The sequence below is a fragment of the Curtobacterium sp. MCBA15_005 genome, from assembly GCF_001864855.1.
Classification (GTDB): Bacteria; Actinomycetota; Actinomycetes; order Actinomycetales; family Microbacteriaceae; genus Curtobacterium; species Curtobacterium flaccumfaciens.
Map to the genome: position 1 here is coordinate 21,043 of NZ_MJGL01000089.1, position 11,905 is coordinate 32,947.

Annotated in this window: 14 protein-coding genes; 5 read left to right on the forward strand and 9 right to left on the reverse strand. The window is 70.3% G+C overall.

The genetic code is table 11. The annotated features are described in order from the left end of the window. Positions 1-73: 73 nt before the first annotated feature. From BIU89_RS16760 to BIU89_RS16775, 4 genes are all read right to left on the reverse strand, one after another. Positions 74-718 (reverse strand): response regulator transcription factor, encoded by a 645-nt coding sequence (locus tag BIU89_RS16760; protein WP_071248572.1) that lies wholly within the window; start codon positions 716-718, stop codon positions 74-76. Further along, positions 715-2,058, reverse strand: coding sequence for a sensor histidine kinase (locus tag BIU89_RS16765; protein WP_071248575.1), 1,344 nt, complete (start codon positions 2,056-2,058; stop codon positions 715-717). The genes BIU89_RS16760 and BIU89_RS16765 overlap by 4 nt, the downstream gene beginning before the upstream one ends. A 129-nt stretch (positions 2,059-2,187) precedes the next feature. Next, on the reverse strand, positions 2,188-2,880 hold the full coding sequence (locus BIU89_RS16770) for a DUF6766 family protein (protein ID WP_254791689.1): 693 nt from the start codon (positions 2,878-2,880) through the stop codon (positions 2,188-2,190). Positions 2,881-2,976: 96 nt separating this feature from the next. Continuing rightward, the gene (locus BIU89_RS16775; protein ID WP_071248578.1) at positions 2,977-3,699 is read right to left on the reverse strand and encodes an SDR family NAD(P)-dependent oxidoreductase; all 723 of its coding nucleotides are present in this window, start codon (positions 3,697-3,699) and stop codon (positions 2,977-2,979) included. Between the two features lie 138 nt (positions 3,700-3,837). Here BIU89_RS16775 and BIU89_RS16780 point away from each other — a divergent pair, with 138 nt between their 5' ends. After that, positions 3,838-5,250, forward strand: a complete 1,413-nt coding sequence (locus BIU89_RS16780) for a hypothetical protein (protein ID WP_071248581.1) — start codon at positions 3,838-3,840, stop codon at positions 5,248-5,250. A 26-nt stretch (positions 5,251-5,276) separates the two neighbouring features. Here the strand turns inward: BIU89_RS16780 and BIU89_RS16785 are convergent, their stop codons facing one another. Then, positions 5,277-5,888 (reverse strand): TetR/AcrR family transcriptional regulator, encoded by a 612-nt coding sequence (locus tag BIU89_RS16785; protein ID WP_071248584.1) that lies wholly within the window; start codon positions 5,886-5,888, stop codon positions 5,277-5,279. Positions 5,889-5,974: 86 nt separating this feature from the next. Here BIU89_RS16785 and BIU89_RS16790 point away from each other — a divergent pair, with 86 nt between their 5' ends. From BIU89_RS16790 to BIU89_RS16800, 3 genes are read left to right on the forward strand one after another with little or no spacing between them, the layout of a single operon-like run. Continuing rightward, complete coding sequence (locus BIU89_RS16790) at positions 5,975-6,832, forward strand: alpha/beta fold hydrolase (RefSeq protein ID WP_071248587.1); 858 nt, start codon at positions 5,975-5,977, stop codon at positions 6,830-6,832. A 46-nt stretch (positions 6,833-6,878) separates the two neighbouring features. Continuing rightward, positions 6,879-7,874: an NADP-dependent oxidoreductase gene (locus BIU89_RS16795; protein ID WP_071248589.1), complete on the forward strand. Its 996-nt coding sequence runs from the start codon at positions 6,879-6,881 to the stop codon at positions 7,872-7,874. A gap of 43 nt (positions 7,875-7,917) precedes the next feature. After that, a complete protein-coding gene (locus BIU89_RS16800; RefSeq protein ID WP_071248592.1) occupies positions 7,918-8,772 on the forward strand; it encodes an alpha/beta fold hydrolase in 855 nt (284 codons plus the stop codon). A gap of 21 nt (positions 8,773-8,793) precedes the next feature. Here the strand turns inward: BIU89_RS16800 and BIU89_RS16805 are convergent, their stop codons facing one another. Both BIU89_RS16805 and BIU89_RS16810 read right to left on the reverse strand, forming a co-directional pair. After that, positions 8,794-9,393, reverse strand: a complete 600-nt coding sequence (locus BIU89_RS16805) for a TetR/AcrR family transcriptional regulator (protein ID WP_071248595.1) — start codon at positions 9,391-9,393, stop codon at positions 8,794-8,796. Between the two features lie 77 nt (positions 9,394-9,470). After that, positions 9,471-9,827 (reverse strand): hypothetical protein, encoded by a 357-nt coding sequence (locus BIU89_RS16810; protein ID WP_071248597.1) that lies wholly within the window; start codon positions 9,825-9,827, stop codon positions 9,471-9,473. Between the two features lie 88 nt (positions 9,828-9,915). On the opposite strand from BIU89_RS16810, the gene BIU89_RS16815 reads away from it, so the two are divergent. After that, on the forward strand, positions 9,916-10,248 hold the full coding sequence (locus BIU89_RS16815) for a DUF4190 domain-containing protein (RefSeq protein ID WP_051597022.1): 333 nt from the start codon (positions 9,916-9,918) through the stop codon (positions 10,246-10,248). 160 nt (positions 10,249-10,408) lie between these two features. On the opposite strand, the gene BIU89_RS18305 is transcribed toward BIU89_RS16815, so the two are convergent. Both BIU89_RS18305 and BIU89_RS16820 read right to left on the reverse strand, forming a co-directional pair. Beyond that, the gene (locus BIU89_RS18305; protein ID WP_139179321.1) at positions 10,409-10,840 is read right to left on the reverse strand and encodes a hypothetical protein; all 432 of its coding nucleotides are present in this window, start codon (positions 10,838-10,840) and stop codon (positions 10,409-10,411) included. A 425-nt stretch (positions 10,841-11,265) separates the two neighbouring features. Next, a complete protein-coding gene (locus BIU89_RS16820) occupies positions 11,266-11,835 on the reverse strand; it encodes a manganese efflux pump MntP (RefSeq protein WP_071248598.1) in 570 nt (189 codons plus the stop codon). Positions 11,836-11,905 lie beyond the last annotated feature (70 nt).

Sequence of the window (11,905 nt, forward strand, 5' to 3'; positions counted from 1 at the left end):
GACCGGACGGGAGGCCCGTGGCGGGCCCGCCACGGGCCTCCCGTCCGGTCCGTCGGCCCGTCCAGGGCCCCGCTCAGTCCGCCAGGAACCGCAGGACCGCGAGGACCCGCCGGTTCTCGTTCGGCGTCGCCTCGAGCCCGAGCTTGGTGAAGACCGCGGTGACGTGCTTCTCGACGGTCCCGCCGGACAGGAACAGCGTGTCCGCGATCGCGGCGTTGGACCGGCCCTCGGCCATCAGGCGCAGCACGTCGGTCTCGCGGGCGGTCAGCGAGTCGAGCGGACCGCTCGTGGCACGCGGCGCCTGGACCAGTGCGGCAGCCACCTCGGGGTCGAGCACGACGTTGCCCGCGGCGACCTGGTGCAGTGAGTCGATGAAGGTGCCGACCTCGGCGACCTGGTCCTTCAGCAGGTACCCGACGCCGACGGTGGCGACGTCGAGCAGCGCCCGCGCCCACTGCGCCTCGGCGTACTGCGAGAACAGGAGCACCCCGACGTCGGGCCGGACGTCCTTCACCCGCATGGCCGCGCGGACCCCCTCGTCGGTGTGGGTCGGCGGCATCCGGATGTCCATCACCACGACGTCGACCGCGCCGTGCGCGACGGCGGCCACCGCGGCGTCGCCGTCCGACACCGGCACGACCTCGTGCCCGCGACCGCGCAGCAGGGACGTCAGCCCCTCGCGCACGATCGTGTTGTCGTCGGCGACGACGATCCTCACCGTTCGGCTCCGCTCGGCATGCGCATCCGGATGCGGGTCGGGCCGCCGGCGGGGCTGTCCACCTGCAGGTCCCCGTCCACGGCGCGCAGCCGTTCGAGCACCCCGGCCAGGCCGGTGCCGTGACCGTCGGGGGTGCCGAGCGCGACGTGTGCCCCGCCGTGGCCGTCGTCCTCGACCTCGACGAGCAGGTCGGTGCCGAGCATGCCGACCCGGACGGCGGTGGCCGAGGCTCCGGCGTGCTTCGACACATTCGTCAGCAGCTCGAGCACCCCGAAGTACGCGATCCCCTCGACGACGCGGGACGGCCGGACGGGCAGGTCCACCGACAGCGCGACGGGGAACGGCGTCCGGGAGCACGCCGAGGTCAGCGCCGCCTCGAGCCCCTCGTCGAGGACGGGCGGGTGGATGCCGCGGGCCAGGGCGCGGAGCTCGACCAGCGCCTCTTTCGTCGACGCGTGCGCCCGGTCGACCAGCGCGGTGACCGCGTCCGGGTCGGCGCCGGTCTGCAGGCGGTCACGGGCGTCGCCGAGGGTCATCGCCAGGCCGACGAGCCGGGCCTGGGTGCCGTCGTGCAGCTCCCGCTCGATGCGGCGCAGGGTGGTGTCGGCGTCGAGCACGGCGGCGTCGCGCGAGGCCGTGACCTGGCGGAGCCGCAGGTCGCGGGCGGTGGCACCGAGCAGGGCGCGGATGACCACACGCTGCAGTGCCGCGAGCCCGTGGTTCACCGCGGGCCAGAGGAACAGCACGATGAGCAGGCCGAGCACGGCGAACGCGACCTGCAGCGGCGGGGTGTCGACGTACACGCCGAGGAACTGCGCACCGCTGTGGAGCTCGCCGTCCGCGCCGCGCTGCGCCGGCAGGAAGTGCCCCCACGCCGCGTGGGTCATCGCGCCCAGACCGCTCACGAGCACAGCGGTCGAGACGGCGAACGTGGTGGTGGTCAGCACGAACCCCGCGAGCAGGTACGCGAACGCCCGCCAGGTGGGGCCGTCCGACAGCCGGGCGAACGCGGTGCCGAGCGGCGTCGAACCTGCACGGGGCGGTGCCGGGGCGACGACGACCTGCCCGAGCAGCGCGGCGGACATCCGGCGGGTGACCGCGGCGAACCAGTGCGACCCACCGAGCAGGAACGCGGCGACGACCAGGCCGACCCAGGTCAGCGACACCGGGATGCCGACGGCCAGCACCACGACGAACCAGGCCAGCGCGGCGATCGCGATCGGCAGGTGCGCGGCGTGGAACGCGAAGGCCCGCCAGGTGCTGCCGTCGGCGACGGCTCGGAACGGTCGGAACCGGGGGACGGTGGTGGGTGCGCCCGGGGTGGCGACGGCGGTGTACATGCGGACCTCTTCGTGTCGGTGACGAGCTTATTGCCCGACACCAGCCTCGCCGCGGGGGTCCGTCCGCACACCGGTGCTGCCCCCCGTGCTCGGTGGGGAAACCCCGCGATCGTCGTCAGCAGGGTCCGGTCAGGCCCCGGTCTGTTCCGTCGGTGCGGCCACGGGCTTCGACTGGCTCGACCCTCGTTGCCGCAGGGACACGGTGGCGATCACCATCACCGAGATGACCAGGAACTCCGACTGCCAGTTCTGCATCGACTCGAACCAGAACTGGCTCGTGCCCAGGTAGCCCCACGCCGTGACGACATCGCCGCCGTGTTCGAGCTGCTCCTCGTTGTAGGCCGCCGCACCACCGATCAGGTGCCCCACGACACTGCCGAGGAACAGCACCGCGAACAGGATCAGCAGGGAGTTCTCGTACAGCACGAGCACGATCCCGCCCCGGCGCACCGGCCACGGGGCCTTCGGGTCGTCGGCGTGCTCCCGGGGGTCCTCGTCCTGCGGGCTCGGTTCGTCCAGGGGCTCGGACTCGCTCGACCCCTTCTGGAACAGGAACACCGTGAACACGATGTACGCGCCCATCTGCAGGAACTCGCTCTCCCAGTTCTCGAAGGTCGCCTCGGCGAAGTCGCCGCTCGTCAGGAAACCCCAGAGCGACACGGCCGCCTCACCGTGCTGGAGTGCGTCCGCCGCGGACACCCGCCACCCGGCGAACACCATGCCGACGAAGCACACGACGAAGACGGCGACGTTCGCGAGGAGCAGGCCGTGCCGTCGCACACGCTGCCACCCACTCGATCCGTTGTGCAGGCCGAGGGTCACCGGGTCCTCCGTTCGTCGCGTCGAGCCCATCCTGGTCCGGACGCCACGAACGGCTTCGCAGGAGCACCCGACCGGTCGTGCCGGTCCGTCAGCGACTCAGAGCGTGACGCCGGTGGCCGTCGCCAGCGCGTCGAGCAGTTCGGTGCGGAACCGCTGGTCGGCGACCGCCGGGTGCGGCTCCTGCCGCTCTCCGTGGAACCAGTAACCACCCGTCACGGTTTGTTCCCGGTCGGTCGCGAGCGTCTCCTGCGTGCGGTGTCCGAGCTCGAAGTCGTCCGGAGCGCCGGCCCCGCCCATCTTGGTCGCCACCCAGCCCGGGTCGACGGCGTTGCTCAGCACGCCGGGGCGTCGGAGCGGCACCTCGGCGGCGAGCGCCGTCACGAACAGCTTCGTGTCGGAGTACGAGTTCGTCTCCGAAGCGCCGGTCCAGTCGACGGTGTCCAGGCGCGGACGGCCGCCCCGGTGCATCCCGCTGCTCAGGTACACGTGCCGCCCCGGCGAGCGGAGCAACGCGGTGAACAGGTAGGGCGCCACGACGTTGACGGGCACCAGGGAACGGCCGGAGATCACGCCGGCGTTGTGCACGACGGCGTCGAGCGGGGTGCCGGCGTCGAGTTCCCGGGCGGTGGCGATCACGGCGCCGCGCTCCACCAGGTCGGCGACGACGAGTTCGGCGCCGCGCTCCACCAGGTCGGCGACCGCCTCGGCGCGGGCCCGGTTGCGCGCGTGGACGACGACGTCGTGTCCGCTGCGGAGCAGCGAGTCGGCGGTCCCCCGCCCGAGGCCGTCGGTGGATCCGGTGACGAGGATGCGTGCCATCCGCCCATCATGCGCCCGACGGCTGCGGCGGGTCCGGCAGGTGGACCGGCAACGAGCGGACGGGAGGCACGGTGCGGGCCCGCCACGGGCCTCCCGGCTGTTCACGGGCCGGCCACAGGGCCGCGGTACGGTCGCTGCATGAGCAGCTTCCTCGAGCCCATCGACGCCGTCGGCGTCGGTGACGCGACGATCGTGCCGGACGCCACGCGACCGGTCGCGGCGGTCGTCACGGGCGACGACGTGCGGTGGGTGACGTGGCCGGACGCCCCGTTGCCGGACGGTGCGGTCGACGAGGTCGGGGTCCTCGCGACCGACGGGGGCGCCTGGGTCGTCTACGGATCGCTCGAGGAAGTGGGCGACGACCTCGACGAGATGTCCCGGACCGCCGTGCACGTCACGCCGACCGGGGTGACGTGCACGGTCGACCTCGGTGATCGACGCGTGCTCGGGGCGGACGTCGAGGGGCTGTGGATCGGCGACCCGCGTGACGCGTCGATGTGGATGGGAGAGGACGAGGACTCCGAGCACGAGGGCCTCGAGGATCCGGAGGACGACGACGGGGACTCGGACGACCCGCTCGACGGCGTCGACCCGGAGACCCTGCCGTGGGCGCCGTCGGAGCCGTTCTGGCCGTCGCCGGAGGAGTGGGCGGCGACGCTGGCGGCCGGCGAGGAGCCGGAGGACGACGACCCCGAGCTGCTGGACGACGCCGACGAGGACGATGACGGCCCCCGCTACTCCTGGAGTGCCGGATCCGACGCCGACGACGACGAGGACGACTTCCCTCGTCGGTCGGGAGCACCGGCCGTTCCCGCGCCACCCCTGCCGACCCCGCCGACCGACCTCGTGCTCGTGCGGACCGACGGCAGCCGGACGACGATCGCCGTCGACCACCTGGTCGAGGACGTCCGCCGCACCGGCTCGGTCCTCACCATCCGGTACGCACCGACCGGTCCGCGACTGGAGCCCGACGCGTCCGTGTTCCGGAACGTCGTCTACGTCTCCCGCGAGGTCGACCTCGACGTGACCGGCGGCCTACCCGCCACCGTGACCACGGGGGACCTGCCGTCCCGCCCCGCGATCGACGAGGACGAGACGTCGTGGGAGGACGAGCAGGACCGACAGGAAGCGGTCCTCGCACCGTGGACGGAGCGGTTCGACCTGACCGACGTCGAGGGCGCGCGCTGGCCGCTGCACGACCTGGACGCTGCCGCACGGGAGCGCGCGGTCGTGGACCTCGTGGGCGTGTTCGAGGCACTCGACCAACCCGACATCCGGTGGACCCGCGAACACCCCGCGCTCCACCGGTCGGCGAGCGCCTACCGGGCCGTCGAGATCACCGTCGAGGGGGAGTGGCCCGCGACCGAGGTCGTGGTGTCGTTCGAGCACAGCGCCGTGCCGTACCTGCGACTCCGTCGGCGCTACCGGGTGTTCGACGATGCCGGGCACGTGCAGGACCGGCCGTACGTCGGCGTGCACCTGGACGAGGACATCGACAGCGGGCACATCGCCGACCGAGCGGACGCGGTGGACGGGGTGCTCGACATCTGAGGGGTGCCGGGGTGCCGGGTCGCTCGTCAGGACGTCGTGGGGCCGAGGATCGCCCCGATCTGCGACCGGATGTCCTGCAGCAGCTCCTCGGTCGTCAGTGCCTGGTGGACGGTGGCGGTCAGCCCGATGTGCAGCACGGCGGTGACCACCCGGGCGAGCACCGGGGCGTCGACGGTCGTGACCCGCTCGTGCCGCTCGAGCACCGCGGCCACCCCGTCCTCGAGACGCTGGGCCAGGGCGAGTCCGCGCTGCCGGTTCGGTTCTGCCGGGTCGCCGAACACCAGCTCGTGCAGGTAGGTCCGGCCGTTCTCGGGATGCTCCCGGACGCAGTGCACCACCGGTCCGAGCAGCGCGAGCACGACCGGTACGGCACCGGCATCGTCGGGGGCGGCTGCGACCGCCACGAGACCGTCGTCGATCGCCGCCGCGAACCGCTCGTTCTGCACCATGATCAACAGCTCGGCCTTGGTCGCCGCGTACCGGAACAGCGTGCCGACGGCGACGTCCGCCCGGTCGGCGATCTGCTGCGTGGTGACCCCGCTGACGCCCCGCTCCAGGAACAGGGTGCGTGCGGCGTCGAGGATGCGCCGGGTCTTGTCCTGCCGTCCGCGTTCCCGCCGACCGAGGGTGGCTTCCATCGCGCTCCTTGACAACGTTACTGAGTGTGCTCATTATTGAGCATACTCGGATAGCCCGAGGCACATCACACGAGACGAGGACGGCGATGGACGACGACCCGCACACCGAGCGCGACACGTCGACGACGACCCGGACGATCGCCGTCCCGGGCGGGACCGTCCTGGTCCGCACGCTCGGCAGCACCAGCGCGGGCATCCCGCTCGTCGTCCTGACGCACCTCGCCGCCAACCTCGACAGCTTCGACCCGGAGCTCGTCCAGCCGCTCGCCGAACACGGCGGCGTGGTCCTGCTCGGCTACCGCGGAGTCGGCGGCGCCGGAGGACGCGCCCGCGACTCGATCGAGGACATGGCAACCGATGCCCTCGCATCGATCCGGGCACTCGGTCTCGACCGGATCGACCTGTTCGGGTTGTCGATGGGCGGGATGGTCGCGCAGGAGATGGTCGAGCGCGCCCCCGGGCTGGTGCACCACCTGGTGCTGGCCGGGTCGGGACCGGCCGGTGGGCCCGGCCTCGCGAGCATGACCGGTGTCGTCGTCCGCACGATCCTGCGCGGGCTCGTCACCGCCACCGATCCCACGACCCTGCTGTTCTTCACCAGGACACCGGCCGGACGCCGTGCCGCTGCCGACTACCGGGCACGCCTCGCCCGCCCGCGTGCCGACCGAGACCGTGCGATCAGCCCAGCCGTATTCCGGGCACAACTCCGCGCGGTCCGCCGGTGGGGCGATCGGCCCCTCGTGTCGACGCCGTCCGCGTTCACCGGGCCCGCGTTGCTCGTGCACGGCGACTCCGACCGGATGGTCCCGGTCACCAACGTCGACGTCCTGCGCGATCGGTTCCCGCACGCCTCGGTGCGGATCGTCCCCGATGCCGGGCACGGCGTCGTGTCCCAGGACCGGACCGCCGTCGTCGACGCGGTCCGCGACCTGCTCGGCCAGTAGACCCCCACACACCCAGACCCCTCACGACCACAGGAGCACCAGACCCATGCGCGCGTTCATCTTCGACGACTACAAGCAGCCCCTCCACGGAGCCGACGTCCCCGAGCCCGTGGTCGGCGACCACGACGTGCTCGTCGCGGTCGCCGCCGCAGGGCTCAACCAGCTCGACGAGAAGCTCCGGCTCGGCGAGTTCAAGCTGATCCTGCCGTACAGGACCCCCCTGATCCTCGGACACGACGTCGCCGGCACGGTCATCGCCGTCGGTGCCGCGGTCCGCCGGTTCGCCGTCGGCGACGAGGTCTTCTCGCGACCGCGTGACCACCGCATCGGCACGTTCGCCGAACGCATCGCCATCGACGAGGCCGACGTCGCACACGCCCCCGCGAACACGAGTCCGGTCGAGGCCGCGTCGCTCCCGCTCGTCGCCCTGACCGCGTGGCAGGCCCTGGTCGACCGCGGAGACGTGCAGGCCGGGCAGAAGGTCCTGATCCACGCCGGCTCGGGCGGTGTCGGCACGATCGCGATCCAGCTCGCCAAGCACCTCGGCGCACACGTCGCGACGACCGCATCGGCCACCAACGGCGACTTCGTCCGGGAGCTCGGCGCGGACGTCGTCATCGACCACCGCACGCAGGACTTCGCCCAGGAGCTCTCCGGGTACGACCTCGTCCTCGACAGCCTCGGCGGTGAGAACCTCGAGCGGTCCCTCACCGTGCTGCGACCGGGCGGCAAGGTGATCAGCATCAGCGGTGCCCCCGACCCGGCCTTCGCGCGGGCTGCCGGGCTGAACCCCGTCCTCCGCCTGGTCATCGCCGCCATCAGCCGGAAGATCCGCCGCCGGGCAAAGCGGCTCGGGGTGACCTACGAGTTCCTGTTCATGCGTGCCGACGGGCAGCAGCTCCGCCGGATCGCCGACCTGGTCCGCGACGGCGTCATCCGGCCGGTCGTCGGTACCACGTTCCCCTTCGACGAGACCCCGCAGGCACTCGAGTCGATCACCACGAGCCGGGTGCGCGGCAAGACCGTCGTCACCGGCGCCTGAGCACCTTCCCCTCCACGCACGACCTGACGAACGGACCACGACCATGCACGACGCAGCAGCACCCGTCACCTCCTCCGCACTGGCACCGGCGAAGACCGTGCAGGCCGGCGGGATCACCTTCGCCTACCGTGAGCTCGGCCCGGTCGAGGACGTCCCCGTCGTGTTCTTCGTGCACCTCGCCGCGACCCTGGACAACTGGGACCCGCGCATCGTGGACGCGATCGCCGCGCACCGGCACGTGATCACCTTCGACCAACAGGGTGTCGGTGCCTCGTCGGGCACGGTGCCGCGGACGATCGAAGCAGCAGCCGACGACGCCCACACGTTCATCACCGCGCTCGGGTACGACCAGGTCGACGTGTTCGCGTTCTCGATGGGCGGGATGATCGCGCAGGACCTCGTCGTGGCGCATCCCGGTCTCGTCCGGAAGCTCGTGCTCACCGGCACCGGACCCCGCGGCGGGAAGGACATGGACAAGGTCGTCACCACCACCTACTTCGACGTCCTCCGTGCGACGCTCACCCGGTCGGACCCGAAGGAGTTCCTGTTCTTCAACCGGGACGCCGTCGGCAAGCGTGCCGCCAAGGCGTTCCTCGCTCGGCTGCAGGAACGGACGGTCGACCGTGACGCACCCATCGGCCTGCGGGCGTTCGGGACCCAGCTGCAGGCCATCAAGCGCTTCGGCCGCTCGGCGCCGTCGGACCTGTCCGTGATCACGCAGCCCACACTCATCGCCAACGGCGACCACGACCGGATGGTGCCGTCGGTCCTGTCCGAGGACCTGCACCACCGCATCGCCGGCTCGGAGCTGGTCATCTACCCGAACTCCGGCCACGGCGGGGTGTTCCAGTACTGGGAGCAGTTCGCTCCGGTGGCGGCGGAGTTCCTGCGGCGCTGACCCCGACGCGCCCTGCAGCGATCAGCTCGGCAGGACCGACCCGACCTGTGCGCGGATCGTCGCCACCACCTCGGCGACGCTCGTGTCGGGGTCCGCGCTGGACACCATCGTCACGAACAACACCGCGGACACGACGTGCGCCAGGGTCGCCGCCCGGTCCTCGTCGACGCCGCCGTGCTCCGCGATGAGTACGGCGACCGTGCGCTCGGTCTCGCCCGCGATCGTCAGGGCCTCGGCGTGGTTCGGTTCGCCCGGGTCACCGAACGCCATCTCCCGCAGGTAGGTGCGACCGTTCTCCACCTGCACCCGGTTGCAGGCGACCACCGGTTCGACGAGGGCGACCACGGCGTCGACGAGCGTTCGTGCGTCGGCTGCGGCCCGTCGCCCCAGCTCGAGTGCCTCGCGGTAGTGCTCGTTCTGCACGAGCAGCAGCAGTTCGCCCTTGTTCTTGACGTACAGGAAGAGCGTGCCGGCACCGATGTCGGCGCGTTCCGCGATCTGCTGCGTGGTGACCTCGTCGACGCCCTGCTCGGCGAACAACTCCCTCGCCGCAGCGACGATGCGCTCGAGCTTGACCTGCTTGTTCCGCTCGCGTCGTCCGGACGGCTGTGTCACCTGCACGACTGCTCCTCCGGGTCCGGGAACGCCCCTCGGGGGACGGGGCACCGACCATCATCGCAGGCCGCAGGACCCGCTGATCAGACCTCGGCGACGGCCCGCAGCTCGAGCGCCACGGCGTTCAGGTCCTCGATCAGCCCGTCCGCCCGGTCGGCGTACTCCGGAGCAGGTGCCCCCGCATCACGCCCCTTGCCGTTCGGCCACGGTGCCCGCACCGGCGCGGCGACCGCCAGCAGGTCGTCACGGTCCCATCCGTGTTCGAGCAGCCCACGCGCATGGTCCACACGCTCCTGCACACGCACGACGTGGGGATCGCCGTGCTCGGTGAGGAAGGCGACCAGCCGGTCGCCGCGGACCACGTACCGCCGGAGCTGGTCACGTCGATCACGCTCCTCGTACCGGCCGCCGTGCAGCAGGTTTCGGCGCAGCCATCCCATGCCCCGATGATCCCACCGCACACCGCGGCCCGATGGTCCTGTACGTTTCCTGTGTAGACATCCCCCTGACCAGAGAGGACGCGGCGCCATGAGTGACGGCACGCCCCAGTACAACCAGCAGAACCCGAACCCCTACGCCGCCGGCGGGCAGCCCTACGGCGCTCCGATGCAGCCGTCGTCCGACCGCTTCAACGTCATGGCGATCGTCGGGTTCGTCCTGGCCTTCGTGGTGAACATCGCCGGCCTCGTGGTGTCCATCATCGCGCTCTCGCAGATCAAGAAGACCGGTGAGCGCGGCCGCGGCCTGGCCCTCGCCGGCGTCATCATCAGCGCCCTGTCGCTCGTCTTCGGCATCTTCTGGATCATCTTCGTGGTCACGGTGCTCGCGAACACCCCCACCAGCACCACGGGCGGGTACTGACGCCCACCAGCACCAGACCGGAGGCCCGTGGCAGCTCGCCACGGGCCTCCCGTTCGTCCGGGGTCGGTTCCGGACCGTGGCCTCAGCCGATGACGCCGGTGTGCTCCGCCCCACCTCGTTCGATCAAAGAGTGATGAACCGGCTGCTCGCAGCAAGTCGACTAGATCTTCGGCGTGACCCACTGCTTCGAGGTCGACTTTTTCGTCGTGGTCCCCGTTTTCGTCTTGAAAGTCGTGGTCATGGAGGCCTTGAAACCGTATCCAGAACGGTACTTCGAAGGTACAGACCAAGTCAGAGAATTGATATTGGAAGCCTTGGTGGTCTTCGTCGTGTCGTAGAGCAGCTCATTCGACGGGTACTCCCTGACGACCGCATGAGTCGTCACGCTCTTCATTTGAGCATTTGCCGACGAATAAAAAGTCACGGAGTTCGTCGAACGGCCAGTGGGAATTCCCAGAATTCGCTTACCCTCCACGATTTTTGGGGTGACGGTGACTGAGTACGTGGTGGCGGCACCGGCGGGGGCGCCAAGACCAACAACAAGCACCCCTGTAAGAAAAAGCGACCCGGCTAATACACGCATTTTGTTCACTTTGGTTCCTCTCACGCTTGAAGGCTTGATCTTCCCACTGACCCGAGTCGCCGAGGTAAGATTCGTTCGTATAGTGATATCACAAAGTAGTGATATCACTATTCCACGCAACCAACAGGGGAGGTTTTGTGACACACGGGGAAAGAAACGAATCGAGTGCATCTCAGGGAACGAGTTCCGGGTTGCCAACTGCCATGCTCATCAGGTTTTCCGAGAACGAGAGGCTGCCCTCGCAGATCAAACTTCTATCGGAGAAGCGGGACTGCAGTCGGCATCGAGTTGCGTTACAAGCGCTCCGGCTGGGGCTCGACATCCTGCTACAGCGAACGGGCGAGCTCGACGAGTGACCACCGGACGCGGCAATCCGAGACGGACCCGAAGGTTCGACAGCTCGATGAGGAGCGGTGTGTTTCTGACCCGCGGCCTCAGCCGATGACGCCGGTGTGCTCCAGCACGATGTTCAGCCCGATCAGGATCAGGACGACACCACCCGCGATCTCCGCCGGCTTGCCGAAGCGGGCACCGACACGGCGACCGACCAGGACCCCGACGAACGACAGCACCGCGGTCGTGATCCCGATGAGGAGCACCGCGCCGCCGATCGAGACGGGCAGGAACGCCAGGGTGACGCCGACCGCCAGGGCGTCGATGCTGGTCGCGACCGCCAGCACGAGGAGCTCGCGGATCGGCAGCCGATCGGTGTCCTGCTCGGTGTCCTCGTGCTTCAAGAACGCCTCCCACAGCATCTTCCCGCCGATCAGCGCGAGCAGCCCGAACGCGACCCAGTGGTCGAAGGCCGCGATGTACTGCGCGAACGCCGACCCGAGCAACCAGCCGAGCAACGGCATCACCGCCTGGAACACCCCGAACGTGAGCGCGATCACGATCGCGTGCCGCACGTCGAAGCGCTTCATGTGCAGGCCCTTGCCGAGGGCGACGGCGAAGGCGTCCGCGGAGACGCCGAGCGCGATGAGGAACAGGGCCCAGAAGGACATGGGGTGGCGCCTTTCGAGACGGTCGGATGGAGACTCCGACGTCTCAGGACCTGACGATCCTGGCACGGTC